This window comes from Streptomyces sp. MNU76 (assembly GCF_020982545.1).
GTDB lineage: Bacteria > Actinomycetota > Actinomycetes > Streptomycetales > Streptomycetaceae > Streptomyces.
Window position 1 is genome coordinate 377,875 of record NZ_JAJKLK010000006.1, and the last position, 24,109, is coordinate 401,983.

24 protein-coding genes and 5 pseudogenes are annotated in these 24,109 nt (G+C 70.4%); 12 read left to right on the plus strand and 17 right to left on the minus strand.

Annotated elements, in window-relative coordinates; all coding sequences use genetic code 11:
* Window positions 1-120: 120 nt before the first annotated feature.
* On the plus strand, window positions 121-1,242 hold the full coding sequence (locus E4N62_RS16935) for a hypothetical protein (RefSeq protein WP_230215352.1): 1,122 nt from the start codon (window positions 121-123) through the stop codon (window positions 1,240-1,242).
* 76 nt (window positions 1,243-1,318) lie between these two features.
* On the opposite strand, the gene E4N62_RS16940 is transcribed toward E4N62_RS16935, so the two are convergent.
* The 3 genes from E4N62_RS16940 to E4N62_RS16950 all read right to left on the minus strand — a co-directional run bounded on the left by E4N62_RS16940 (window position 1,319) and on the right by E4N62_RS16950 (window position 2,934).
* Entirely contained in the window at window positions 1,319-1,561 is a 243-nt protein-coding gene (locus tag E4N62_RS16940) for a hypothetical protein (protein WP_230215353.1), read from the minus strand.
* A gap of 42 nt (window positions 1,562-1,603) precedes the next feature.
* A complete protein-coding gene (locus E4N62_RS16945; RefSeq protein WP_230215355.1) occupies window positions 1,604-2,287 on the minus strand; it encodes a TetR/AcrR family transcriptional regulator in 684 nt (227 codons plus the stop codon).
* Between the two features lie 125 nt (window positions 2,288-2,412).
* The gene (locus E4N62_RS16950; RefSeq protein ID WP_230215357.1) at window positions 2,413-2,934 is read right to left on the minus strand and encodes a hypothetical protein; all 522 of its coding nucleotides are present in this window, start codon (window positions 2,932-2,934) and stop codon (window positions 2,413-2,415) included.
* 285 nt (window positions 2,935-3,219) lie between these two features.
* Between E4N62_RS16950 and E4N62_RS16955 the strand changes: the two genes are divergently transcribed.
* Window positions 3,220-3,411 carry a hypothetical protein gene (locus E4N62_RS16955; RefSeq protein WP_230215359.1) on the plus strand — a complete coding sequence of 64 codons (192 nt, stop codon included), beginning with the start codon at window positions 3,220-3,222 and terminating at the stop codon, window positions 3,409-3,411.
* Window positions 3,412-3,579: 168 nt separating this feature from the next.
* Entirely contained in the window at window positions 3,580-3,738 is a 159-nt protein-coding gene (locus E4N62_RS16960) for a hypothetical protein (protein ID WP_230215361.1), read from the plus strand.
* Between the two features lie 62 nt (window positions 3,739-3,800).
* Here the strand turns inward: E4N62_RS16960 and argG are convergent, their stop codons facing one another.
* The 4 genes and pseudogenes from argG to E4N62_RS16980 form a co-directional block, all read right to left on the minus strand.
* Window positions 3,801-5,255: an argininosuccinate synthase gene (gene argG / locus E4N62_RS16965; protein ID WP_184906118.1), complete on the minus strand. Its 1,455-nt coding sequence runs from the start codon at window positions 5,253-5,255 to the stop codon at window positions 3,801-3,803.
* An 89-nt stretch (window positions 5,256-5,344) separates the two neighbouring features.
* Window positions 5,345-5,533, minus strand: a pseudogene (locus tag E4N62_RS16970) (VOC family protein); the annotation flags it as partial.
* Window positions 5,534-5,630: 97 nt separating this feature from the next.
* Window positions 5,631-6,116: a hypothetical protein gene (locus E4N62_RS16975; RefSeq protein ID WP_230215363.1), complete on the minus strand. Its 486-nt coding sequence runs from the start codon at window positions 6,114-6,116 to the stop codon at window positions 5,631-5,633.
* 18 nt (window positions 6,117-6,134) lie between these two features.
* Window positions 6,135-7,043 carry a hypothetical protein gene (locus E4N62_RS16980; protein WP_230215365.1) on the minus strand — a complete coding sequence of 303 codons (909 nt, stop codon included), beginning with the start codon at window positions 7,041-7,043 and terminating at the stop codon, window positions 6,135-6,137.
* Between the two features lie 315 nt (window positions 7,044-7,358).
* On the opposite strand from E4N62_RS16980, the gene E4N62_RS16985 reads away from it, so the two are divergent.
* Complete coding sequence (locus E4N62_RS16985; protein ID WP_230215367.1) at window positions 7,359-8,357, plus strand: helix-turn-helix transcriptional regulator; 999 nt, start codon at window positions 7,359-7,361, stop codon at window positions 8,355-8,357.
* Here E4N62_RS16985 and E4N62_RS16990 read toward each other — a convergent pair.
* The 3 genes from E4N62_RS16990 to E4N62_RS17000 all read right to left on the minus strand — a co-directional run bounded on the left by E4N62_RS16990 (window position 8,332) and on the right by E4N62_RS17000 (window position 11,493).
* The gene (locus E4N62_RS16990) at window positions 8,332-8,964 is read right to left on the minus strand and encodes an exonuclease domain-containing protein (protein WP_230215369.1); all 633 of its coding nucleotides are present in this window, start codon (window positions 8,962-8,964) and stop codon (window positions 8,332-8,334) included. The two genes, E4N62_RS16985 and E4N62_RS16990, sit on opposite strands and share 26 nt — an antisense overlap.
* Before the next feature lie 39 nt (window positions 8,965-9,003).
* Window positions 9,004-10,392, minus strand: a complete 1,389-nt coding sequence (locus E4N62_RS16995) for a serine hydrolase (protein ID WP_230215371.1) — start codon at window positions 10,390-10,392, stop codon at window positions 9,004-9,006.
* Window positions 10,393-10,878: 486 nt separating this feature from the next.
* On the minus strand, window positions 10,879-11,493 hold the full coding sequence (locus E4N62_RS17000; protein WP_230215373.1) for a hypothetical protein: 615 nt from the start codon (window positions 11,491-11,493) through the stop codon (window positions 10,879-10,881).
* A gap of 172 nt (window positions 11,494-11,665) precedes the next feature.
* Here E4N62_RS17000 and E4N62_RS17005 point away from each other — a divergent pair, with 172 nt between their 5' ends.
* On the plus strand, window positions 11,666-15,664 hold the full coding sequence (locus E4N62_RS17005) for a glycoside hydrolase family 2 TIM barrel-domain containing protein (RefSeq protein WP_230215375.1): 3,999 nt from the start codon (window positions 11,666-11,668) through the stop codon (window positions 15,662-15,664).
* A 390-nt stretch (window positions 15,665-16,054) separates the two neighbouring features.
* Here the strand turns inward: E4N62_RS17005 and E4N62_RS17010 are convergent.
* The 3 genes and pseudogenes from E4N62_RS17010 to E4N62_RS17020 form a co-directional block, all read right to left on the minus strand.
* Window positions 16,055-16,249, minus strand: a pseudogene (locus tag E4N62_RS17010) (transposase); the annotation flags it as partial.
* 68 nt (window positions 16,250-16,317) lie between these two features.
* Window positions 16,318-16,605, minus strand: a complete 288-nt coding sequence (locus tag E4N62_RS17015) for a hypothetical protein (protein ID WP_230215377.1) — start codon at window positions 16,603-16,605, stop codon at window positions 16,318-16,320.
* A gap of 390 nt (window positions 16,606-16,995) precedes the next feature.
* Complete coding sequence (locus E4N62_RS17020) at window positions 16,996-17,415, minus strand: MarR family transcriptional regulator (RefSeq protein WP_052146576.1); 420 nt, start codon at window positions 17,413-17,415, stop codon at window positions 16,996-16,998.
* Between the two features lie 124 nt (window positions 17,416-17,539).
* Between E4N62_RS17020 and E4N62_RS17025 the strand changes: the two genes are divergently transcribed.
* From E4N62_RS17025 to E4N62_RS17035, 3 genes and pseudogenes are all read left to right on the plus strand, one after another.
* Window positions 17,540-18,412 carry an alpha/beta fold hydrolase gene (locus tag E4N62_RS17025; protein WP_230215378.1) on the plus strand — a complete coding sequence of 291 codons (873 nt, stop codon included), beginning with the start codon at window positions 17,540-17,542 and terminating at the stop codon, window positions 18,410-18,412.
* Between the two features lie 427 nt (window positions 18,413-18,839).
* Window positions 18,840-19,169: pseudogene (locus E4N62_RS17030) on the plus strand (RICIN domain-containing protein); the annotation flags it as partial.
* Window positions 19,170-19,210: 41 nt separating this feature from the next.
* Window positions 19,211-20,599 (plus strand): glycoside hydrolase family 43 protein, encoded by a 1,389-nt coding sequence (locus E4N62_RS17035; RefSeq protein WP_230215379.1) that lies wholly within the window; start codon window positions 19,211-19,213, stop codon window positions 20,597-20,599.
* Window positions 20,600-20,635: 36 nt separating this feature from the next.
* Here E4N62_RS17035 and E4N62_RS17040 read toward each other — a convergent pair.
* A pseudogene (locus E4N62_RS17040) lies at window positions 20,636-20,839 on the minus strand (DM13 domain-containing protein); the annotation flags it as partial.
* A 433-nt stretch (window positions 20,840-21,272) separates the two neighbouring features.
* Window positions 21,273-21,656 (minus strand): hypothetical protein, encoded by a 384-nt coding sequence (locus E4N62_RS17045; protein WP_230215380.1) that lies wholly within the window; start codon window positions 21,654-21,656, stop codon window positions 21,273-21,275.
* Between the two features lie 189 nt (window positions 21,657-21,845).
* Here E4N62_RS17045 and E4N62_RS17050 point away from each other — a divergent pair, with 189 nt between their 5' ends.
* On the plus strand, window positions 21,846-22,076 hold the full coding sequence (locus E4N62_RS17050; RefSeq protein WP_230215381.1) for a hypothetical protein: 231 nt from the start codon (window positions 21,846-21,848) through the stop codon (window positions 22,074-22,076).
* On the plus strand, window positions 22,073-22,312 hold the full coding sequence (locus E4N62_RS17055; RefSeq protein ID WP_230215382.1) for a DUF6174 domain-containing protein: 240 nt from the start codon (window positions 22,073-22,075) through the stop codon (window positions 22,310-22,312). The genes E4N62_RS17050 and E4N62_RS17055 overlap by 4 nt, the downstream gene beginning before the upstream one ends.
* Here the strand turns inward: E4N62_RS17055 and E4N62_RS17060 are convergent.
* A complete protein-coding gene (locus E4N62_RS17060) occupies window positions 22,294-22,728 on the minus strand; it encodes a hypothetical protein (RefSeq protein ID WP_230215384.1) in 435 nt (144 codons plus the stop codon). The genes E4N62_RS17055 and E4N62_RS17060 overlap by 19 nt on opposite strands.
* A gap of 318 nt (window positions 22,729-23,046) precedes the next feature.
* On the opposite strand from E4N62_RS17060, the gene E4N62_RS17065 reads away from it, so the two are divergent.
* Both E4N62_RS17065 and E4N62_RS17070 read left to right on the plus strand, forming a co-directional pair.
* Window positions 23,047-23,454 carry a hypothetical protein gene (locus E4N62_RS17065; protein WP_230215386.1) on the plus strand — a complete coding sequence of 136 codons (408 nt, stop codon included), beginning with the start codon at window positions 23,047-23,049 and terminating at the stop codon, window positions 23,452-23,454.
* Between the two features lie 13 nt (window positions 23,455-23,467).
* Window positions 23,468-23,650 carry a hypothetical protein gene (locus tag E4N62_RS17070; RefSeq protein ID WP_230215388.1) on the plus strand — a complete coding sequence of 61 codons (183 nt, stop codon included), beginning with the start codon at window positions 23,468-23,470 and terminating at the stop codon, window positions 23,648-23,650.
* 314 nt (window positions 23,651-23,964) lie between these two features.
* On the opposite strand, the pseudogene E4N62_RS48710 reads toward E4N62_RS17070, so the two are convergent.
* Window positions 23,965-24,078, minus strand: a pseudogene (locus E4N62_RS48710) (LAETG motif-containing sortase-dependent surface protein); the annotation flags it as partial.
* Window positions 24,079-24,109 lie beyond the last annotated feature (31 nt).

Genomic DNA, 24,109 nt, shown 5'->3' on the forward strand with positions numbered 1-24,109 from the left:
CTCTGAGAATGCCTCGTTAGCGTTGCTGACCGCTCGATCCGCTCGATCCCGCGTGCGAACGTGCTGTGACCGGGCCGCGGCCCGGCGGGTCGACGGCATGCCCACACAGGAAGACCCTCGATGGACTACTGCTCCTCATGTCGCCGACATCTCAACGGCGCCCTCGTGTGCCCGGGTTGCGGCGCCTACGCGCCCGACATAGCCCCGGCCACGATCGACAGCCGTGTCGACCCGTCCCGCCCCACCGGGACGACGACCGCGCCGCTGATGATCCCGATGCCGCCGACGACACCGGCGGCACAGGTGCTTCCGGCGCCGACGTGGGAGTACGGCGCGGGGGACGAGGGGTGGCACGGCGGACCGCCGGAGGACGGGTTCACGACGGACGCCCTCCCGCGGGAGGGGTACGCGGACGACGGATACGCGAAGGACGGATACGCGAAGGACGGGTTCGCCGACGACGGCGACGCCGGTGACCTGAGTGGTGTGGACAGCGCGCACCGGGTCGACGGTGTCGACGATGTGGACGTCGAGGGTGTTCCCGTGGCGCCGCGAGGGCGGGCCGCGCGGCGGCGTCAGTTGGCGCGGTGGAAGAAGAACCAGCGCCGGGCCGTCGTCGCGACCGCCGTCGCGCTGGTCGGCGGCGGTCTGACCGTCATGAGCATGGACCGACAGTCCACCGACCGCACCCAGGCGGCCACCGCCCCGGACGCCGAGAGCCTCGGCTCCATCGAGGAACAGGGCTCGCAGCGCGGCCGTACGTCGACGCCGGAGACCGACGACGCCCGGCGCACCCCGGACGCCTCCACCCCGTGGACCCCGTCCGGCGACCCCGCACGGGACCGCTCCACCGCCAGCCGGTCGAACTCCCGTGCCGAGCAGCCCAGTTCCCCCCGAACGGACTCGGGCACGCCGTCGGCCCAGGAGGCGCGGACCGGCACCTCCGGCGCAGACAGGTCGGCCGCCGGCACCACCCCGTCGGACGGGGCGACCACACCGCCGGCCACCGACGACTCCGGCTCCTCGGAGGCGGGCGCGGGGTCGGGATCGGGTTCCGGCTCGGACACCGGCAACGGCAACGGCGGCGGCACCGGCACCGGTTCGGAAGCCGGAAGCGGCTCGGACACGGGCTCGGGCTCGGACTCCGGTTCGGGCACGGGCGGGTCGGACGGTTCGAACTCCGACACGGGGACGACGTCCCCTTCGGGCCTCTGCCTGCTCGGCATCGTCTGCGTGAACTGAAGCCCGCGCGCACCCACCCACACCCTTACACGCACGTCCGAGGGCCGGGGGCCGGGGGCCGACCGCTGCCGAGCGGTCAGCCCTCGGCCATCGGGCGTGGCCAGGAACGTCCGCTGACACGTTCGATGTCGGTGTTGAACTGCTCCAGGTCGGCGACGAAGCGCCGGAGGCGTTCGGCGGGCCAGTCGGCGATGACGCCGGTGAGACCGGTGAGACCGGTGACGAACTCCTCCCGTTGCGCGGCGAGGTGCTCCGCCCCCTTGTCGGTGATCCGGAACTTGCGGGCCACTCCCCCGTCGGCGTCGAGGGTCCGCTCCACCAGTCCCTAGGAGCAGGCCCGGAGTCCAGGCCCCCTGCCCCTCTACCCTCTGGGCGTCCGGTGGGGCCCCAACTCGGCGAGCACGTCAGCGAGTTGAGCGGCATCCAAGGCGGGCTCGGGCAAGGTCGGCGATGACCGGGTGTCCGTGGGCCCCGGCGGGCGCAGGCCGTCGAGGAGGAGGGCGAGAGGGCGGCGCCAGGCGTCGGGGGTCGTGACGGCGGTGAGGGCGGGGACGGCGCGGCCGAGGGCGGCGAGGGCGAAGAGGACGTCCTCGGTGGTGACATCGGCCCGGACCGTGCCCTCCTCACGGCCGCGCCGCAGCAGGGACTCGATGGTCCGCCGATTGTGCTCGTGGACGTCCTCCAGGGTGTCCACGCCCGGTACGCGCGTGGTCATGAGATCGTTCGTGCCCCGGTCGGCGGCGAGCGTGTCGAAGACCGCGCCGAGGTACTCGGTCAGCCCGGTCCAGGCGTCGGGCGCGTCGCGGACCCGGTCCCCGACGGCCATCGTGCCCGCGAGCTGGTCGTGGAAGACGGCGTCGATGAGGGCGGCGCGGCTGGGGAAGTGCCGGTACAGCGTCGCGTTCCCGACGCCGGCCCTGCGGGCGATCACATCGAGCGGCGCTTCGAGCCCCTGCTCGGTGAACACCTCGTGAGCCGCAGCCACCAACAACTCCCGGTTCCGCCGCGCATCCCGCCGCCGCACCGGCGCCGCCCCACCGCCCATCCCGCTCCCGCTCCTCCACACCACCCGACCACGCCCCCGCCAGACGGGGTTCTCGATGCTATCGCCGAGCCGTCCCCCTCCCCCGACGCACTCCTCTGAGCGCCTGCGCATCCGGTCGGAAGATCTCACGAGTAGACGATCGGGCAGCCCCGGCGGATCGAGTGCTGGGCGGCGCGCAGGTAGACGGCCACGTAGAAGGCCATGTCGAGGTCCTCGGCCCATGGCCCCGGCCGGGTCGCGGCCAGCGTCTTCGCCTGTCCGTCCAGGAACCACCTGGTCAGGTCCAGGTTGTCGCACATCTCCGGTGTCTCGGGCGGCAGCTCGACGGCCGTCGCGAGCCGCTCCGCGAGCGCCAGGACCTGCGGGGCGCCGGCGACCATGGTCGACTCCGCGAAGCTGGACTCGACACCCTCCAGCCAGACGTCCTCCTCCAGCGAGATCGGCACGAGCACCGTCCAGCCGCACAGGGTCTCCACCTCCTCGCGCGTGAGGTGGGCCTCGCAGAGCCGCATGAACCCGTCCATCGGCGGGACGAGCTTCTCCTCGAAGTCGAGCCCCGCGCCACGCACGAAGGGCGCGCGCACGGGCCTCGCCGCAGGCACCGAGTCGTAGGCCGGCAGCCCCCGCCGCCCCAGTTCCTCGTTCAACGCCGCGGCGACCCGCCCCGCCCCTCCTCCTCGTGCTCACCCTCGCCCTCCCCCTCACCGAACCATTCCTCCGCGTCGACGCTCACCAGATAGATGCCCATGGCCGGAACGTAGTGCCCACCACTGACACCGCGGGGGGTGCGGCGCACGTGGTCCCGCGCGACGCAACCAATGCCCGCGCACACGCGTCCCCTTCGTCGCGTTCGCGTTCGCGTTCATCACGTGCGCGTTCGTCGCACGGAAACCGCCGTCCTCGGCCACCAGCACAGAGAGCGAGCAACGACCATGCTCATCCTCATCCTGTCCGTCGTCCTCCTGCTCGCCCTCGGTGGCATCGTCTGCGTCTACTGGACGGCACGAGGCGACGCCCCACGCTGGGCACGCGGTGTGGCCAGAACGACCGACGTCGCGAGCGACATGCTGCTCCGCGCGGACAAGTCCAACTCCCAGAACGACAACAACACGGACAACGGCTGAGGCGCCGCGAGTCGGCCGCGGCGGCGGAGCGACCGATGCGGCGCATCAGGCGGCCCATCTCATGCGGGAGTTGACGGCGGAGGAGCGCGCGCCGAGGGCCGCCGCCTGAAGGGCTCGGGCGGGTGGGCCGGTGGGCCGCCGCGTACGGGCGACGACGCCGACGCCGACGTGGCCCTCCTCCTCGCCCACCTCCACGATCCGTCCGAGCCCGCCCGCTACGCAGCCCACCGGCCCGACCCGCTCGCCATGATCACCGCGCTCGCGCAGCCGCCCTCTTCCCGGTGCCTCCAGTACACGGCGAACCGCATCCTCGACCGACTGACGTGAGGCCGGCTCGACATCCCTCGTCGAGCCGGCCTCCACCGCACGTCGTCGCCGCCCGCCGGCGGTCAGTCCGTGCCGGACTCCATCGCGGCGCGGTCCAGCAGCGCGTCCTCCTCCGAGACCTCACCGCGCGAGGCGATGGCCTCGGCTCCGCCCTGCGGCAGCTCCGGCATGGTGCCGATCAGCCCGGTCGCGGCGGCCTGGGAGGCGCCGACGGTGGGGCTGCCGGTGCCGATCAGGCCGAGACCCGCGTACTGCTCCAGCTTGGCGCGCGAGTCGGCGATGTCGAGGTTGCGCATGGTGAGCTGGCCGATCCGGTCGACCGGGCCGAAGGCCGAGTCCTCGGTGCGCTCCATGGACAGCTTGTCCGGGTGGTACGAGAACGCCGGGCCCGTGGTGTCGAGGATCGAGTAGTCCTCGCCGCGCCGCAGGCGGAGGGTGACCTCGCCGGTGACCGCCGCGCCGACCCAGCGCTGCAGCGACTCCCGGATCATCAGTGCCTGCGGGTCCAGCCAGCGGCCCTCGTACATGAGGCGGCCGAGGCGACGGCCCTCGGAGTGGTACTGGGCGAGGGTGTCCTCGTTGTGGATGGCGTTGACGAGGCGCTCGTACGCGGCGTGCAGGAGGGCCATGCCGGGGGCCTCGTAGATGCCGCGGCTCTTGGCCTCGATGATGCGGTTCTCGATCTGGTCGGACATACCGAGGCCGTGGCGGCCGCCGATGGCGTTGGCCTCCATCACCAGGTCGACGGCGGAGGCGAACTCCTTGCCGTTGATGGTGACCGGGCGGCCCTGGTCGAAGCCGATCGTCACGTCCTCGGTGGCGATCTCGACCTCGGGGTCCCAGAACCGGACGCCCATGATCGGCTGCACGGTCTCGACGCCGGTGTCCAGGTGCTCCAGGGTCTTGGCCTCGTGGGTGGCGCCCCAGATGTTGGCGTCGGTGGAGTACGCCTTCTCCGTCGAGTCCCGGTACGGCAGCTGGTGCGCGACCAGCCACTCGGACATCTCCTTGCGGCCACCGAGCTCGGTGACGAAGTGGGCGTCCAGCCAGGGCTTGTAGATCCTGAGGTGCGGGTTGGCGAGCAGGCCGTAGCGGTAGAACCGCTCGATGTCGTTGCCCTTGAAGGTCGAGCCGTCGCCCCAGATCTGGACGTCGTCCTCCAGCATCGCCCGGACCAGCAGGGTGCCGGTGACGGCACGGCCGAGGGGGGTCGTGTTGAAGTACGCCCGCCCGCCGGAGCGGATGTGGAACGCGCCGCAGGTCAGCGCGGCCAGGCCCTCCTCGACCAGCGCGGCACGGCAGTCGACCAGGCGCGCGATCTCGGCACCGTAGGTCTTCGCGCGGCCGGGCACCGAGGCGATGTCGGGCTCGTCGTACTGGCCGATGTCAGCCGTGTAGGTGCAGGGGACGGCACCCTTGTCACGCATCCACGCGACGGCGACCGAGGTGTCGAGCCCGCCCGAGAAGGCGATGCCGACGCGCTCGCCGGCCGGAAGAGAGGTGAGGACCTTGGACATAGAAATTATTATGCATGGCAATGCATGATCATGCAAAGCGCCGTCCGGTGACGGCCCTCACGTCCGACGACTGCCGCGCCCCACGGCGTTCACGTCCCGAGTTCGGTGAAGAGGGTCAGCTGGAGGGCGCCGGGGGCTTCGAGGCGGGAGTTCAGCGAGTTCCAGGGGGTGTGGGTCGGCTCGGCGATCACCTCGGCGCCGGCCGCCGCCAGCCTCGCCGTGGTCGCGGTCGAGTCGTCCACCTCGAAGGCGACCCGGATGTGGCCGGCCACAGCTCCTGGCGGGGTTCGGGTCGTTTCGGGTCGGCGGGGGAAGGGCCCGTCGGCAGGCCGACGGGCCCCGGCCTCAGTTCAGTGCAGGTCAGATCAAGTCAGGTCAGGTGAGCCAGGTGCCCGCCCCGCACGCGGAGGCGGTGACCCACTGGTGGGACCTGATGTTGTCGTTCACGACGGCACCGGACTGGTAGTAGTTGTCCGTGAGATTGTCGGCCCACAGCTCTCCCGGGGCGAGACAGACGTAGCCGAACTGGTACTGGTAGTCCTTCTCGGCGTAGAACGCGACGACGTCCTTGCCCCCGAGGAACCCGCTGTTCATCACGGAGGACGGCGCGAGGTGGTCCGGTGAGTTGAACACCCCCTCGTTCCCGCTGTCGCCCCAGAAGCGGTCGTTCCCCGGCGTCGTGCCGAGGAGGATGCCCTGGCAGCCCCAGTCCTGCCAGACCCTCAGATTGCCGTCCCGGCTGTTGGGCCACTCCTCCCCGCAGACGCTCTCGTCCGCCGACGTGGCGGACGCGGTCGGTGCTCCGAGCCCGAGGGAGGCGAGGGCGATGACGACGGCGGCGGCTATGGCTGGTCTGCGCATGTGTACTCCTTGGTGTGGTCAGGCCCGTGGGCCGACGATCTTCCGGGCGAGGTCCAGCGCCCGGTGCTGGAGCCGGGTGTAGGTGTCGAGCTCTTCGCCGTAGCGGTCGCGCAGCTGGTCGAGGTAGTGGCTCTCGCGCTCCTCGCCGATGGAGCGGAGGTCGGCGTCCCGGGCGCAGGTCGCGTCGGCCACGGCGAGCTTCCTCTCCGCCTCGAAGACCCCGGGCTCGGCCACCCGGTCGGACCGCGCGATGGCTGCCCGACGGGAGGCACCCGGGTCCTCGTAGTCGTGTCCCGCCCGCTTCATACAGCGCGACCAGACGTCTATTGCCGCCGAGAAACGCCGGTCGGCCAGCATCTTGGGGACGTAGAGCGACCGGAGGTGGCCGGAGACCTTCTCCGCGCGGAACCATTCCCGGGGGTCCCCGTACAGCTTCTTCTCGGACTCGGCCACGCAGCCGCCCAGGCGCTTGCGCACCGTGCCGCCGCCGCCGGGAATCTCGGCGCTGATCACCGGCCCGTCGATCCCGCCGTCGAGCGCCAGGTCGTAGGCCGTGCGGCGCTGCTCGGGGAGACGCTTGCGGTAGGCAAGGTTGGGGTTGGCGGCGCGGGCGACGGCCTCCTCGGCCTGGAGGCGACTGCCGTAGCCGTACGTGCGGGCCCAGTCGACGTCGTCCAGCACATAGCCGAGGGTGCGGCTCTTCGCCAGACTGAGCCGCTCGGCCTCCCAGAACTCGAAGCCCTGCCGACGCATGCAACCGCCGATCAGGCGCTGCTGCGCGTCCGAGATCCGCAGTTGCTCGGACTCGGTCAACTGCCGTGCGGTGCCCGCCTCCTGACGCTCCGCACTCGCCGGGGAGCGCTGGGCGCCGGCGCAGCCGGTGATGACGGCGGACACGAGGAGCAAGCTGATCGCGGCCTTGCGCATGACGTCCTCTCGCGTGGGGCGTGAAGGAGGGTGCGAGCGGTAGGCGGGTCGGCTCCGGTGCGACCGGGCTCACGCCGTCAGCGTGATTGATCGATGAACGAACGCGCCAGGACTTTCAGTGCTCTCCGAAAGTGGCACGTCACGACCAGAGGCCGGCACACCGGCCACGCAAAGAATGCAGTAACGCTCATAAGCACTCATACCGACGCCGCGAGCACCGGCCGGACGTCGGCCGGACGTCGGCCCAGCAGATGCCTGGCCGGACATCGGCCGGACCTGCCGACGCGGGCGTCATCCAGACAACAGGGGGACACCGTGCTGAGCATCCACTTCACGACCGAGGACATGGCCAACACCCGCCTGGCCGCCGAACCTGACGTGCTCTGGGAGGCGCTGCTGAGCCTGCACGCCCTGCAGAAGCGACCCGGCAGCAAGGAGTTCGGCCTGTGGCGCGACCGGACCCGCGGCCGGCTGCTCGGCGGCACGGCGGATCTGACCCGCATGCTGTGCGAACTTGCGCCGCCCGTGGGCTACTCGGCGGACTTCCTCACTCCGACCGCGGGCGTCTCCTGCCTGGACGAGGCCCTCGACGTCCTGCTCGCCACCGCGCGAACCCGGCTGCGCGCGGACCTCGGCGACCTGGTCCCCCGGCGTGCCCCGGCCCCCTGGCTGGGTGCGCTGGCCGCCGGTGACGCGGCGGTCGTCAGGACCCTCGGAGAGGCCGTCCGGAGTTACCACCGGACAGCCCTGGCCCCCTACTGGCGTGCCGTCCACGCCCAGTTGGAGGCCGACCGGGCCACCCGGCTGCACGCCCTGGCCACCGGAGGCGTCGCACGGCTGCTCACCCAGCTGCACCCGCAGGCGCGCTGGCGACCGCCTGTACTCGAACTCCCCTACCCCGTGGACCAGGGCCTCTTCCTCAACGGCCGAGGGCTGGTGCTCCTGCCGTCGTTCTTCTGCTTCGGCGTCCCCATCACGCTCAAGAACCCCGACACGGCTCCCGTGCTGGTCTATCCCGTCGTCCGCAGCCGGGGCTGGGCGGGGGGAGCCACCGCGCAGGACGGGGCGGTCCCCCGCCCGCTGGCGGCGCTGCTGGGCCGCACCCGGGCGACGGTCATGCAGTTGCTCGTGCACGCCAGCACCACCGGGGAACTGGCCCGTCGCGCGGACATCTCCGCGGCGTCGGCGAGCCAGCACGCCACTGTGCTGCGCCAGGCCGGGCTGGTCTCCACGCACAGACAGGGCAACACCGTGCGGCACACGCTCTCGCCACTCGGTGCCGAACTCCTCAACTCCCCCCGCGGACCCCACTGACCCCATGGACCCGGAGAAGACCGTCCGGCAGCGCCACCCCCGTGCCCGACAAGTGGCGCAGGGCCGTCGCGATGGAGTGGCAGTCGAACAGGGCCGAGTGTTCGTCGCCCGGGGCGGCGGGCCGGGGGAGGCCCAGGGTCTGCCACAGACGGCCCGAGTTGACGCCCGCCGTCGCCGGGGCGACCGCGTTCAGCCACGGACGGACGTTGAGGAAGCCCGGGACGAGCGCACTGTGCTCGATCTTCTCGCCCCGGGCCCGGGCCCAGCCGATGTTCTCGCCGAGGACGAGCATGTCGTTGCCGTAGGAGAGGACGGCCCCGCCCCGGCAGAAGGCGAGGAAGTCGCTCAGGGCCCGGGCCGGCGGGAGGCCGTCCCGGTCCACGCTCCGCTGGTCGATGCCGGTGAGGGTGGTGAAGAAGGGCGAGAGTCGAGGGTTCACCACCGGGCGGAGAAGCGTCTCGTACTCCTCGACGACGGAGTACTCCTCGTCCACGCGCACCGCGCCGATCTGCACGATCTCCCGCAGTTGGCCGGGCGCCGACCAGTCCTGCTCCATGGCTCCCGGCCAGGTCGTGTACTCCAGGTCGAAGATGACGAAGGTGGGCAAGACGTGCGCTCCCTGGGGTGCGAGGACGGTTGAGGACGACTACGGAAGCGTCCTACCCAGCAGACCGTCCGGCAGGATCCCGTCCGGCAAAATCCCGTCCGGCAGGATCCTGCCCGCGTCCCCCGCCGCGAGCCGCGACTTCAGCCCCGCACCCGACCCCGAACCGTCCCTCGCTCCGGCCCCTGCTCCCTCGTCCTCCAGCATCGGGCAGAGCGCCTTGTTGACGTGGGCGCCGATCGCCTCGTCGATCGGGCTCGGCTCCAGCGCCGTACCGTCCGCGTTGAGGCGCTGGTACTTCATCAGGTTCCAGCCCATGGACAGCTGACGCTTACCGTCCGCGCTGGTCAGGCTGATGGTGCCCGCGCCGAAGACCCCGCCGTCATGCCCCCAGAACCGGGCGCAGCCGGGCACGTCGAAGGTGTAGATGCCGAGGCCGTAGTCGATCGCGGCGCCCGGGGCGATCTCCACCGGGACCGTGCGCCGCATCTCGGCGAGGGACGACCGGCGGAGCAGATCACCGGTGAGCAGCTCGCGGTAGAAGCGGTTGAGGTCGTCGGTCGTGGAGACGATCGCGCCGGCCGTGTACGCCCAGGACATGTCGTAGACGCTGTAGTCGCGGGGCGGGTCGATGAGACCGTAGAACGACTCGTACATCCTGGGGTGCGGGCCCTTGATGTACGCGGTGCGCGGGTACGAGGTGTGGCGCAGGCCGGCGCGCTCGATGACGTTGCGGGTGATGTACGTCGAGGCCTTCTGGCCGGTGACCTTCTCCAGGATCAGGCCGGCCACGACGTAGTTGGTGTTGGAGTAGCTGCCCGGCTGCGCGCCGGGGGTGCCGGTGGCGGGGGCCGCGAGGCCCAGCCGTACGAGTTCGCGGGGACCGATCTCGCGGAAGCGGTGCTCGTCGAGGCTGGCGGTGGAGTTCTGGGCGAGGGAGGGGAAGGCGCCGAGGACGTAGTCGCCTATGTGGCTGGTGTGGTTGAGGAGCATCCGCACGGTGATGGCGTCCCCGCGCTCCCGCCCGTCCCCGTCGCTTCCGCCGCCCTCGAACAGCTCGGGCACATAGCGGGTGACCGGCGCGTCGAGACGGATCCGGCCCCGCTCCACCTGCTGCAGGAGCGCCACGGCCGTGAACGTCTTGCTGATGCTGCCGACACGGTGCCGCATGGTCGGGGTGACCTTCCGCCCCGTGTCCACGTCGGCCAGCCCGGCCGCGCCGGCCCAGCGCTCCCGGCCGTCCCGCACCGCCGCGTACGTGCCGTACATCCCGGCCTCGTGGACCGCGTCGAGCGTCTCGCGCAGCTCGGCCCGGTCCAGTTTGCCCGACGACGCCGACGACGCCGGGGCTGCGGCCTCGGCCCCGGGCACCGCCGCGGCCAGCAGAAGCGTGGTGCCCAGCGCGGTCCCGGCGAGCTGTTTGATACGCACGAGTTCTCCCCCTCGTTCCTGACGTTCCTGACGTTCGGACGACCCGGGACGGTCAACTCCCGGGCCCTGTCAGGCGATTGTCACGAACAACCCGTGCGCTCTACATCCGTCCCGCGGACGATCAGTCTCACAGCGGGGCCATGACATCTGTCATGGCTCGCCGGACCGGGTGCTCGCTCAACTCCCTTGCCAAGGGAGGGATTTCACGTGCCTTCACTTCCCCTCTGGGTCGCCACCGACCGCCCGCGAGGTTGCCTCCCCGGCACTCCCCGCCTGTCCAGTCTCCCCGGTCTGTCCGGTCTGTCCGGCGCCCCGCCCTCCCCGCCTCCCCGAACCGTGCCAACGCCACCCCGCCCGCCACACAGCACACGAAGCCGAGCACGGCCGACCACGCGTACCCGTCGCGGGTCGAGTCGCCGAGCCACGCCACCCCGAAGCCCCCCGGCCACACGGTCTCGCAGATGACCATCGCCGCCGTGGCCGCCGTCACCGAGCCGGACTGGAGAGCCTGGACGAGCAGGAGGTACCCGCCGAGGCCGGAGACGACGACGGCGTACGCCGACGGCTGGGCCAGGACCCCGAGGACCGTGGTGTCCGGCAGCAGGCGTACGGCGATCGCGGTGAGGCCGAACTCAGGCCGGCCGCCGCGCCGAGGACGACGGCCCGGCCCCTCCGCAGCCGGCCGCCCACGACCCAGCCGCCCGCCACCACCAGCACCGACGCGACGAGCACCGCCACCCGCAGCGCGGTGTCACCGTCCCCGTCGCCCGCGCGCCCGGCGGACACCGCCAGTGTCGCCAGCCCCAGGACCACGACGGCCACGGCGGCCCACTCCGCCCGTCGTGGCCGCAGCCCCAGGACGACCGTGCCGGCCACCGCCGTGACCGCCAACGACGCGGCCACCGCCGCCTCCACCAGGAACACCGGTGCCAGCCGCAGCGCCACCACCTGGGCCGCGAAGCCGAGCGTGTCCAGTCCCGCACCCGCGAGGAAGGGCCAGCCGCGCAGCACCTCCACCACGGTCCGCCCCCGCTCGCGCGCACCCCCGTCGCCGCGCGCGGCCGCCACCCTTCGCGCGCCCAGCGCCTGCAGGTGCGACACCAGGGCGGGGCGCCCACGACCGCACAAAGTCCGACAGAGTCATTGATTCGGTTCTGTTCGAAGTCCTAGGGTGGGCGCGGTTTTTCAACAACATCAGACAGCAACCGACGCTCCTCGTCCCACACGTCTCTCCGTACGTGCACCCCCTGTCATCGCGAGGAAGGCCCCGGCAATGCACCACCCGCACCCGCAAGCGCCCACCGGCACCCCCGCAGCCCGCCCCGTCGTCAGCCGCCGCCGACTGCTGGAGGGCGGCGCCGCCCTCCTCGGCGCGCTGGCCCTCTCCGGCGGCGCCGCGTACGCCGCGCCCCGCTCCGGGCCGGAGGCCCCCGGCAGCCCCGAGTGGTCCGGCAACATGGCGCTCTTCCAGGTCGGCGCGGAGCCGCCGCACACCACCCTCATGCCGTACGCGGACGTCAGACAGGCCCTCGTCGCCGACCGCACCCGTTCCCCGTACCGGCTGAGCCTCGACGGCCGGTGGAAGTTCGCGTACGTGGACCGGCCGGACGACCGGGACGAGGACTTCTACAAGACGGACGTCGACGACAGCGGCTGGGACACCATCCCGGTCCCCTCCAACTGGCAGCTGCACGGCTACGACTTCCCCATCTACGTCAACATCACCTACCCGTGGTGGGGCCCCAACGGCCTCGGCGAGGAGGCCCAGCCGCCGACCGCGCCGACCCGCTACAACCCCGTCGGCCAGTACCGGCGCACCTTCCGTCTCCCCAAGGACTGGACGGCCGGCGACCGCCGCACCTTCCTCCACTTCGAGGGCGTGAAGTCGGCCCACTACGTGTGGATCAACGGCGAACTCGTCGGCTACCACGAGGACTCGTTCGACCCGGCCGAGTACGACATCACCCGGCACCTGAAGCCGGGCACCAACCAGATAGCCGTCGAGGTCTACCGCTACTCGGACGGCGACTGGCTGGAGGACCAGGACATGATCCGGCTGAGCGGCATCTTCCGCTCGGTCTACCTGTACTCCACACCCGCCGTGCACCTGCGTGACTTCAAGCTGGACACCCCGCTCGGCGACGGCTACAAGACCGCCGAACTGTCCGTCACCGCGAGCGTGCGCGCGTACGCGGCCGGGCACGAGGGGACGTACTCCGTCGAGACGCAGCTCTACGACGACCGGGGCCACGCCGTCTGGGCGCGGCCCCTCGTGCAGTCCGTCGCCGTCGGCGTGAAAGGCGGCAGGGAAGGCGGCGGCAAGGGCGGTGGTGTCGGCGAGGACGTGACCGTCCAGGCGAAGAAGTCCGTCCCCTCGCCCGAGCTGTGGTCCGCCGAACACCCCACCCTCTACACGGCCGTGCTCAGGCTGCGCGACCCGCGCGGCAAGGTCGTCGAGACCCTCTCCCACCGCGTCGGCCTGCGCGAGTTCGCGCTCAAGGACGGGCTGATGCGGATCAACGGGCAGCCGGTCTCCCTCCGGGGCACCAACCGCCACGAGATCCACCCCGACCGGGGTATGGCGCTCACCCGCGCCGACCTGGTCGAGGACATGCGGATCATCAAGCGGCTCAACATGAACACCGTCCGCACCTCGCACTACCCCAACAACCCGCTCTGGTACGAGCTGGCGGACGAGTACGGCCTCTACCTCGTCGACGAGACGAACCTGGAGACGCACGGCATCCGGGACCGCTACCCCGGGAACGACGCCGAGTGGACGACCGCCTGTGTGGCCCGTGCGCGGGCGATGGTCCACCGCGACAAGAACCACGCCTCCGTCGTCATCTGGTCCCTCGGCAACGAGACGGGCGGCGGCTCCACCTTCGTCGCGATGCGCGACTGGATCGAGTCGTACGACAAGACCCGTGTCATCCAGTACGAGGGCGACGACCGGCCGACGATCAGCCAGATCCGCTCGGAGATGTACGACAGCCCGCAGCGGGTCGAGCAGCGGGCGAAGGACACCTCGGACACCCGGCCGTACGTGATGATCGAGTACTCGCACGCGATGGGGAACTCGAACGGCAACTTCAAGAAGTACTGGGACCTCATCCGGCGCTACCCGGTCCTCCAGGGCGGCTGGATCTGGGACTTCGTCGACCAGTCACTGACCTGGCCGGTGCCGAAGCTGAGGGTCTTCACGGACGCGGGCCCGAGTGCCCTGAAGGGCCAACTCCTCACCGCCGCAGGGACGTTCAGCCGGAGCAAGGGCCTCTCCGGCGCCACGGGCTTCACCCGCGACCCCGCCCTCGACCTCACCGGCTCGCTGACCCTGGAGGCGTGGGTCACCCCGCACGTCACCGGCGGCCACCAGCCGCTCGTCGCCAAGGGCGACACGCAGTACGCGCTGAAGCAGAGCGACAAGAGCGTGGAGTTCTTCATCTACGGCGGCGGCCAGTGGGTCAGCGTCAGCTGGGGCCTCCCGGCGGACGGCTGGACCGGCCGCGAACACCATGTGGCCGGGGTCTTCGACGCCGAGGCCGGGTCCCTCACCCTCTACGTCGACGGCGAGGTGAAGGCCACCCGCACCACGACCCGGCGGCCCAGCGTCAACACCGCGCCGCTCGCGCTCGGCACCGACACGGACAACCCGACGCGCGAGTTCAGCGGAACGATCCGGCGGGCCGGTGTGTACGCGCGTGCCCTGAGCGGGGCCGAGCTGGCGGCCGGGGGGCGTGGGCCCGGGGACGAGGGAGTGCGGTTCTGGTTCGACGCGGCGACGGTGAAGGTGAGCGAGCGGAAGCGGGAGGGCTTCGCGAAGGAACGTTCGTTTTTCGCGTACGGCGGTGACTGGGGCGACAACCCCAACGACGGGGCCTTCGTCGCGGACGGCATCGTCACGGCCGACCGGGGCCACACCGGCAAGGCGGCCGAGATCAAGCGCATCTACCAGGCGATCCACGCGACCCCGGCCACCGGCGCCGCGACCGACGCCCTGACCTCGAAGAAGATCACCCTCACCAACGAGTACCTCTTCACCAACCTCCGCGAGTTCGACGGCAGTTGGAGCCTGATGGCGGACGGCAGGAAGATCCAGCAGGGCCGCCTCACCCGGACCCAGCTGGACGTGGCCCCTCTCTCCACCAAGGACATCACCGTCCCCTTCCGCCTCCCCTCCTCCCCCGCACCCGGCACCGAGTACTTCCTCGAACTCTCCTTCACCACCAGGGAACGCACCCCCTGGGCGAGGTCCGGCTTCGAGGTGGCCCGGCAGCAACTGCCGGTGGACGCGGGCAGCCCGGCGGTGACACCGGTCCCCCTGGCGGCCGTCCCGAAGCTGACGTACAAGGACGGACCGGACGAGATCACGGTCACCGGCAGGGGTGTGAAGGGCGGTCCCGGCTTCTCCGTCACCATCGACCGCCGGAGCGGCACCCTCACCTCCTACAGGGCGGCCGGCACCCGCCTGCTCACCTCCGGTCCGACCCCCAACTTCTGGCGGGCGCCCACCGACAACGACCACGGCAACGGGCAGCACACCCGCAACCAGACCTGGCGGGACGCGGGCACCAACCGCAAGGTGACGGACATGACGGTCCGCGCACTGGGCGCCGGCCGGGCGGTGGAGATCAAGGTGACCGGCACCCTGCCCACCACAGTGGAATCCAGGTACTCCACCACCTACACGGTCTTCGGCAACGGCGAGATCAAGGTCGACAACACCCTGCGCCCGGGCGCGGCCTCCCTCCCGTACATCCCGGAGGTGGGCACGATCCTCCACCTCCCCCGCCGCCTCGACCGCCTGCACTACTACGGCCGGGGCCCGGAGGAGAACCACTGGGACCGCAACAACGGCACCGACGTCGGCCTCTACTCCGGCACGGTCGCCGAGCAGTGGTCCGGCTACATCCGCCCCCAGGAGAACGGCAACAAGACCGACGTCCGCTGGGCCGCCCTGACCGACCGCGACGGCGAGGGCCTCCTCATCGCGGGTGACTCGCTACTCGAAGTCAACGCCTCCCACTTCACCCCGGAGGACCTCTCCACCGGCCTCCGCCACGACTACCACCTCACCCCCCGCGACACCGTCGTCCTGCGCGTCAACCACCGCCAGATGGGCGTCGGCGGCGACAACAGCTGGGGCGCCCACACCCACGACGAGTACAAGCTCTTCGCCAACCGCGACTACGCGTACACGTACCGCCTGCGCCCGCTGACGGACGTGCACCTCGCGACCAAGCTGTCGAGGAGGCCGACGGCGACGGAGTAGCCGCCGCAGGGCGACAACCCACCAGAGGCCGGACGCATTTCTAGGTGGGTAGGGGGAAGCGGGGCGCCCCCTACCCACCCGTCCCCTGCCCAGTAACACAGCGGCACTGTGCTGTCCCGGGACGTCGGTGGCAGGCGACACGCCTTGAGCGGTCCTTGAAAGGGGTGAGGGACCCTGGGTTCGGTGTGGATTGCGACATCTATAACCGGCAGCCAGGAGGCCCTCGTTGTCCCACCGTAGTGCTCCGCTGACCCCGACAGGCAGGCTGCGCAAGTGGGCACGGTTGCCGCGGGACGAGTAGGCCTTGTTCCCGGCGACCGCCTCCGGCCGGTGCGGGGCGGCCTGCAGGCCCTCCAGCAGGGCCTCGAAGACACCGCCGTCACGCCACTACCGGAAGCGATCGGGGACCGTCGACCAGGCGCCGAACTCCTGCGGCATCTCCCGCCACTGTCCGCAGGTCTTGAACCGCCAGATCACGCCCTCGAATTGCTGCCGCAGCCGCTCGGGGCACGGGCCGTACGCGCCGATCGGCAGGTACGGCTCGATGAACTCCCGTTCCCCGTCAGTCAGTTGCACTCGCGACACGCAAGAAGATCTACCGGCGCCGCTTCACTGCGAGGGCGAACACCCCGCAGATTGATCACGCCCTGAGATCAGCCGAGACCACGATGGGCGGCCCACAACGCCCCGGCACGGCTGGCCGCGTCGGAGACCAGGGCCGACAGCTCGGGTTTGTCGGGGACAGGGAACGAGACGTATGCGCCCCGACCGCCACCGACTGGCCTGCCATAGGCCTTCACGGCGAGGTGACCGTCCGGGAGAAGCCGAACGTTGAGTGTGGTCAGCGTGAATGCTTCACCGCGTCGAGTGTCCGTCCAGCGGAGCGCCGGGGGGATCGTGACATTGATCGCCAGAGCACTCACTTCCAGGTCGCTGCTCATGGACGGATGATCTCACGCGAGTTGCCGCAGGCGGCCGCCATCGGCTCACGCAGCAGGCAGTTTGATCACACCTCGATACGCGACCTGGTTGGGCGATACGAGCGGTCAACCGCAACTGCCGGAACGTGGAGAAGCCTTCGGCCGGCCACACGCCGTTTGGCGCCCTCCCCAGCGTGATCATGTCCCCCCACCACCGAGACCGAACTGACCCTCACCCTCACCGGGCCCGAGCACCTGCACGCCGCCCTCTGCCGAGCCCTCGACGGTCAGCCCCGCCCCCGCCCCCGTGCCATGGCCACGCGATACGAGAATCTCGCGGTTCGTCACGAGACAACCGTTCTCGTCGCGGCCATCAACGGGTGGCTGTGACCGGCATGTTCGAGATACGTCCTAGACCGCTGCCTTCCGCATCCCAGTCAGAAAGCCCCTGATCGCGGCCAGTTCCCGCTCGTCGTATCCCCGCAGCAGGTCCACCGCTCGATCGATGAGCGGTCCGAAGTGGGACCAGCCGAGGGCGACCGCCCGCTCGTCCACTTCGATGGTGACCTTGCGGCGGTCCCGGGCATCGCGCACCCGCCGCACATGCCCGGCCCGTTCCAGGCGGTCGACCAGTGCTGTGGTTCCTGCCGAGTTGAGCCCGAGAGCGGTGCCTAGGTGCCCTGCTGTGGTCTCCTCGCCGGCGCGGGCGGCGTCCATCAGGGCGATCAGCGCACGCACGTCGGTGGGGTGCATGCCGTTGCGCTGTGCGAACCGGGTGCTGTGCCTGCCCAGGTCGACGGCCACCGCGCGCAGCAGGTGGACGATCTCCATCTCGGGCCCCGGCTCGGCTCGTTCGACGAGTTCCTCACCCTCCTGATCGGGCACGGACCACCTCCACGTATCATCTCGCCCAACAAGTATCTTGCTGAGCGAGATAATAGAGGAGTCGCCGTTCATGAACGCTCGCGATACGTACGACGCCGACAACTTCCTCATGGCCTACGACAAGGTCATGACCAAGTGGCCTACCGCTCGCGAGACGGCGACCGTTCCCACGCCCTTCGGCACGACACACGTCAACGTATGCGGCCCGGCCGACAGGCCCTCGCTCGTCCTCCTGCCCGGCGGAGGGGGCGCGACCTCCGCGTCCTGGTACGCGCAGGCCGCCGAACTGTCCCGCACCCACCGGGTGTTCGCCGTCGACTTGATCGGCGCCCCCGGACGCAGCACTCCCGACGGCGACCGCCGCCCCCGTACGGTCGCCGACCTGTCGACCTGGCTGGACGCGCTCCTCGACGGCCTCGGAGTGGCCGAGACCGACCTGGTCGGACACTCGTACGGCGCCTGGATCGCGCTGCATCACGCCATGCGCGCGCCCGACCGGATACGCCGCCTGGCCCTTCTGGACCCGACCCAGTGCTTCGCCGGGTTCAGCCCGGCCTACCTGCTGCACGCAACTCCCATGCTGCTGCGGAACACACCCCGCCGGGTCCGCGCCTTCCTGGAGTGGGAGACCAAAGGCTCCGCGCTCGATCCCGACTGGCTCGCCCTCCAGGAGGCGGCCGCCGGTTTCCCCTCTCTCCGACCCGTAACCGGGCCGCGCCCGGCACCGGACGCCCTGCGCGGCCTGGACCTGCCGGTTCTGCTGCTCCTCGCCGGAAGCAGCAGGCCCCATGACCCCTCCAAGGTGGCCGCCCGCGCCGAGGCGCTGCTGCCACGCGTCGCAACGACCGTGCTGCCGAATGTGTCCCATCACGCGCTTCCGCACGCCATCCCGCCCGCGGCGAACCGTAGCCTCGCCGCCTTCCTGGAACCGTCCGGTGACTGAGCCTCAGCCCGCCACGGGCACCGCACCCTGAAAATCAACCCTCGTTCAGCTCCGCTGATTGCACTTCCGATACACGGCCCAGGCGTATCGACTCGGAGAGCAAAAACCACCTCGGCCACACCCGTTGACGTCCGACCCCACCGGCTCTACCTTCGGCCAGCCGATTCGTTCGGCGAGCCGATCCTTGTTCGAGATATCGACCCCCGCGCCCCCAGGTATCCATCGAAGGAGCCGCATGCACCCCCCTCCCCGCACCGATTCCCCTGGTTTCGGACGCCGTTGCAGAAATGCCGCCGTACGCGCCCTCGCCCTCGCGACGACCGCGACGGCCGCCCTGCTCCTGGCGCAGCCGTCCGCCGACACCCCGGCGACCGCCACCTCGCCCGTCACCCGACTCGACGCAGCCCCGGTCGCGGTGACGGACTCCGTCGCCAACGGCACCGACGCCCGGCTGTGGTCCTGCGGCGGCGGCCTGAACCAGCAGTGGGCGTACAACTCCACCCGCAAGGAGCTGGTGATGTACGGCAACAAGTGCCTCGACGCCTGGGACCGCGGCACAGCCAACGGCACCCGCGTCGTCATCTGGGACTGCCACGGCGGCACCAACCAGAAGTGGAACATCAACAGCGACAGCACGATCACCAACGTCAACGCCGGACTGTGCCTCGACGCCTACGGAGCGGCCACCGCCAACGGCACGAAGCTCGTGCTGTGGGCCCGCAACGGCCAGAACAACCAGAAGTGGAGCCTGACATGAGCGGCCGGAGCGATGAGAACGACAGAAGGGACATGAGCGGCATGACCAGCGGACCCGGCCTGTCCCGCCGCATGTTCCTGGGCACCGCGGCGGCCGTACCGCTCGCCGCGACGGGCGTGCTCACCCTCGGCGCCGGCACCGCCCACGCCGCCGACTCCGCGTACGCGATGGTCTACTTCACCGAGTCCACCACCATGCTGGAGGCCGACTACGGTCTCCACCTGGCCGTCAGCCAGGACGGCCTGAACTGGACCCCGCTGAACCAGAACGCCCCCCTGGTCACCCCGACCCAGGGCGCGGGCGGCCTGCGCGACCCGTTCCTGATGCGCAAGCGGGACGGTACGTTCGTCGTCCTCGCGACCGACCTCAAGGGCACGGACTGGAACTACAACAGCACGTACATCCACGTCTGGGACTCCACCGACCTGCGGACCTTCACCGGCTACCGGCGGCTGAAGCTCCACGACATGACCAACACCCACAGCTGGGCGCCGGAGGCCTACTGGGACGCCTCGCGCGGCCAGTACGGCATCCTCTACTCCTCGGTGAACAGCAGCGGCCACAACGTGATCATGGTCAGCTACACCACCGACTTCGTCACGTCGACGAACCCCCAGGTCTTCTTCGACCCCGGCTACGACATCATCGACGGCAACCTCACCATCGGCGTCAACGGCGTCAACTACCTCTACTACAAGCGCAACCAGCAACTGGTCGGCGCACGGTCGACGTCCCTCGCCCCGGGCAGCTTCACACCGTTCAGCACGCCTGTCGCGCACGGCGGCACCGAGGCCCCCACGGTCGTGAAATCCCTGACGTCCTCCGCCTGGTACCTGTGGGGCGACACCTACACCCCCAACGGCGTCTTCTACGTCTGGCAGTCGAGCGACCTCGCCTCCGGCACCTGGACCGCCCTCGACCAGAAGCTCCACACCCAGCCGCTCAACTCCAAGCACTGCGGCATCCACCCGATCACGTCGACGGAATACAGCAACCTGCTGGCCAGGTGGGGCGCCCCGACGTGGAACCGCCTCAAGTCGTACAACTACCCTGCCCGCTACGTCCGCCACAGCGATTACGTGGGCCGGATCGACGAGTACCCCTTCGACCCCTTCCCCGACTCCCAGTGGAGGCTGGTCCCCGGCCTGGCGGACTCCTCGGCGGTCTCCTTCCAGTCGGTGAACCACCCGACCCGCTACCTGCGCCACTACAACTACGCGCTCCGCCTGGACGCGAACGACGGCACGTCGACATTCGCCGCGGACGCCACGTTCACCCGCGTCGCCGGCCTCGCCGACTCGACGTGGTCCTCGTTCCGCTCGTACAACAACCCGACCCGCTACCTCCGCCACAGCGGCTACCTGCTCCGCATCGACCCGGTCTCGACGGCGACGGAGCGGGCGGACGCGACGTTCCGGGTGGGCTACTGACACCCGGCGCTCGTGGCCTCCAGCCGGTCCGGAGCCTCACCCGCTCCGGACCGGCTCGGCCGCCCCGAACGACACGTCGAAGCGGTCGCACCAGATGCTGACGCTGGTGAAGTCCCCCGGGTCGACGTCCCCGGGCACGGGGTGGTTCTGGTCCCCCTTGTCGCCTTTCAGCCCGCCGAGGCGCACGTGCTCGTACGCGTCGTCGGCCTGGACGGCACCGGGGCGTCCACATCGGCGTGGACGACCCCGGCACCGCCGAACCGATCCTCCGCGAGGCCTTCGGCGGACGGAACGCCGAGTACCTTCGCGTGGAGTACGCCGCCCAGGCGCACTGGGCCTGCCCCGCCGGGACGCGAGATGCAACGCCCCCGAAGATCCGCTATAGTTGATCTCGAGCCGCTCACCGGAAAGACGAACTCCCGGTAGCACTCGATGCGTTGGTGGTCCAAGGAAAGACGCCCCGCTTCCTGCGGGGAAATGCAGGTGCAAGGCCTGCCCGGCGCTCCAGAGAATGAGCCCCGCTTCACTCCAGTGAAGCGGGGCTCATCGCGTTGTACGGAGATCCGCCCACGGCACCTGCACAGGGCGGAACGGTATCGGCGGCGTTGGTATCGCCGCCGATACCAACGCTGGCGATACCATCCGAGCCAGGACCCCTCGTGGCGGTCTCCCGCTAGGCCTTGTGCCGTTGCCGGCCCAGCAACAGAGCTCCTCCGGCCGCCAACCCCACCACCCCTGCGCCCACCGCTCCCGCAGTCATGAAGCCCCCGCTGGACCGCCACGACAGCACCGACCACCGGGACTGTGCGGAGAACAGGGACCCCGTACTCAGCCAGGACCCGGTCGAGATCAGCGACAGGGACGACCCGATCGAGCCGACGGACAGGGCGCTCCCGATGGAACCGATCGACAGAGCCGAACCGACGGACCCGACCGAGAGCACGGACCCGACGGACCCGATCGACAGCACGGAGTCCTTCGACCACAACGACAGCACCGAACCGGAGGAGCAGCAGCAGCAGGAACTTCGGGCGGACGGTACGGACGACTTCGTCATGGGGCCATCCTGCCTGTCGGGCGCTCCCGGACGGAGCCTCCTGGCAACGACGGCCGGAAACGCGTCGGCTCGGCCCGGCTCACTCGACTCGGCATCGGCGCCCTGTCGTCTCCCTGCCCCCGAACGTTGTCACCCTGTCCGGCGTCCCAGTGGTGACCGTCTTCAGCCGCGCTCCGGGGGACCCCCACCATGCCGACGACCACCGCCGTGCGACTACGCATCCGCGCCCGGTCCACCTTGGCGGTGGCGGGGGCGTTGATGTGGGCGATCTCCGGGTGCCAGCAGGAGCCCACCGTCCTGAAGGCTTCGCCACCCACCTGGAAGGAACCGCCCTCCTACACCTACACGCTGAGGTCGACGCAGGGCGAGCGGCCGCTGATCGGGACGTTCAAGGTGACGGTCGGGACGGGAAGGTCGTGAAGGCCGTCGGTCTCGACGACAGCGGCCGACACGTGGTGGACCGGTCACCGCACCACATCCCCACCATCGGGGCCCTGTTGCGGGAGGCGGAGGCGGCACGCGAGGACGGCGCCGACACCGTCGACGTCTCGTACGCGGCGGACGGCCGTCCCCTCCCCATCACCATCGACTGGGAGAAGAACGCGATCGACGACGAGGCGGCGTACGACCTCAGCGGCTACGACGCACTCGGCTGACTCAGGTCCCGGATCGTGCCGCCCACCTTGACCTTCAGCTTCTTGAGCACGTCCGGCTTCGCGGAGACGGCCCAGCGCGGCCCGACCAGGTACTTCCCGCCGTACATCGAGGCGGACTCCAGCCAGACTTCCTTCAACTCGTCCTTGGGAAAGGTGGTGATGAGGTAGTCCCCGTCCCCGGTCTGGCACACCCCCTCGCGCAACTCCTCCGCCTCGGTCCGGATCTTCACCTCGCACCCGGTGAGCTCGGCGATCACCTCGACCTTGGCGGGCGCGACGACCGCGGCGACCGGACTGGACTTCTCACTCCCCTTGCCGGACGCCTTGTCACCTCCACCCCCACTGCACGCCGCCACCAGAGGCAGGACAGCCAGGCCCAGAGCCAACACACCACCCCGCGACAGCTTCCTCACCATGCCAGGATCTCCGTCCGCGTTCTCCGTACCGAGTGCACTCGTCAGGGGATACGTAGAGACGCAGCCGGATGCTCATTCGCCGGCACGGCGAAGCCGTTCCCGGGCGCTTGCAACGCTCCATGGCCGGGATCAAGAATCCATGGCCGGCAACACATTGGGGAAAGAATGGTTCCGGACAGAACAAGCGCGGCGTATTCCGCTGCCAGGAGAGTCGCCCTCACAGCGGCGACCGTACTCCTCATCTCGGTATGTTCCGCGCCGGAGCAACGGCTGCATCAAGGGAACGCGTTGGAGGGTGGCGCCCAGGCGAACGGGATCGTGGGAAGCGAGAACGTCAAGGTCGGGGAAACATGGTGGTTCGCGCTCCCCGTACCCACCAACAGATCCGCCGAGCCGATCGACATCACCGGGGCATCCATCGTGCAGGTGCCCGAAGGGATGGAAGTCCTGCAATACGGCGCCTACAGCCTTGAGGAAACCGAAGGGCTGGCCCTGCTGGTGAAGGAGGGCGAGAAATGGACTCCACGGTTCGCTGCGCTGCACGACCACTCCGGCAAGCCCGTGAAGGTAGCTCCCCACACGTCGAGCGACATCTACTACCTGGCAAGACTGAAGATCACCGCCCTTCCCGACCAGGGCGCCCGCCACTGCAGGTTCGTCTATCGGCAGGGCGGTCGCGAGTTCGCACAGACACTGGACTGTGAAGTGAGACTGACAGGGCAGTAGGACGGGGCTTCAGGTGATCGCCGACGTCGGCTCGGGCGGCACAGACGCTCAAATGGACCAGGTCGCGAACGCCCATGTCTCCGGCCTGTTCTTCGGTCCGGGGCAGCGGGAACAGACCACGGTCGAGTCCGACGGCGGAAACCTGATCCGCAAGACGATCGCGTATCACAACTCGGGTGGTACACCCCTCAAGTAGGCGGCCTCGGCGAAGGGGGCGATCGCGCTGACAGGTGAGCGGGGGAAGCCGAGTCGCATCCTCGTACCGACAGGACGTCACCCTCTTCGAGCGTCCAGGAAGCCCGCAAGCCCGCAAGGCACTCGGGCAACGCCTCGCCGGCCGGCGCGGTCCTCCTCCGTCAGCAACTGACGCTCCGCGTCCGCGGATTCGCGGGGGCACGGTTACCGGGGTGGCTGGGGAGCTGCACCCCGGCCGTCCGTAGCCAAGCAGAGCAGGCCGCCCGTGGCACTGCGGGCGGCCTGCTCTGCTTGAGGGGGTCTACTGGCTGAGCGTCAGCCCTCCTCGCTCGCACGGCGCCTGCGCGCGAAGTAGACCGCGGCGGCACCGACGGCCGCGACCGCGAGACCGGCACCCGCGAGCACGGGAGCGCTGCTCGACGCGCCGGTCTCGGCGAGATCACCGTTCGGGGCCGGGGTG

What these genes read in the sequence shown, in the direction of transcription:
- E4N62_RS17015 (WP_230215377.1), bottom strand. Translation starts at nt 16,605, where the DNA reads ATGAGCAGCGACCTGGAAGTGAGTGCTCTGGCGATCAATGTCACGATC.
- E4N62_RS17025 (WP_230215378.1), top strand. Translation starts at nt 17,540, where the DNA reads ATGAACGCTCGCGATACGTACGACGCCGACAACTTCCTCATGGCCTAC.
- E4N62_RS17060 (WP_230215384.1), bottom strand. Translation starts at nt 22,728, where the DNA reads ATGGTGAGGAAGCTGTCGCGGGGTGGTGTGTTGGCTCTGGGCCTGGCT.
- E4N62_RS16975 (WP_230215363.1), bottom strand. Translation starts at nt 6,116, where the DNA reads ATGCGCAGACCAGCCATAGCCGCCGCCGTCGTCATCGCCCTCGCCTCC.
- E4N62_RS16945 (WP_230215355.1), bottom strand. Translation starts at nt 2,287, where the DNA reads ATGGGCGGTGGGGCGGCGCCGGTGCGGCGGCGGGATGCGCGGCGGAAC.
- E4N62_RS17020 (WP_052146576.1), bottom strand. Translation starts at nt 17,415, where the DNA reads ATGGAGATCGTCCACCTGCTGCGCGCGGTGGCCGTCGACCTGGGCAGG.
- E4N62_RS17045 (WP_230215380.1), bottom strand. Translation starts at nt 21,656, where the DNA reads ATGACGAAGTCGTCCGTACCGTCCGCCCGAAGTTCCTGCTGCTGCTGC.
- E4N62_RS17050 (WP_230215381.1), top strand. Translation starts at nt 21,846, where the DNA reads ATGCCGACGACCACCGCCGTGCGACTACGCATCCGCGCCCGGTCCACC.
- E4N62_RS16980 (WP_230215365.1), bottom strand. Translation starts at nt 7,043, where the DNA reads ATGCGCAAGGCCGCGATCAGCTTGCTCCTCGTGTCCGCCGTCATCACC.
- E4N62_RS16935 (WP_230215352.1), top strand. Translation starts at nt 121, where the DNA reads ATGGACTACTGCTCCTCATGTCGCCGACATCTCAACGGCGCCCTCGTG.
- argG (WP_184906118.1), bottom strand. Translation starts at nt 5,255, where the DNA reads ATGTCCAAGGTCCTCACCTCTCTTCCGGCCGGCGAGCGCGTCGGCATC.
- E4N62_RS17035 (WP_230215379.1), top strand. Translation starts at nt 19,211, where the DNA reads ATGACCAGCGGACCCGGCCTGTCCCGCCGCATGTTCCTGGGCACCGCG.
- E4N62_RS17005 (WP_230215375.1), top strand. Translation starts at nt 11,666, where the DNA reads ATGCACCACCCGCACCCGCAAGCGCCCACCGGCACCCCCGCAGCCCGC.
- E4N62_RS16955 (WP_230215359.1), top strand. Translation starts at nt 3,220, where the DNA reads ATGCTCATCCTCATCCTGTCCGTCGTCCTCCTGCTCGCCCTCGGTGGC.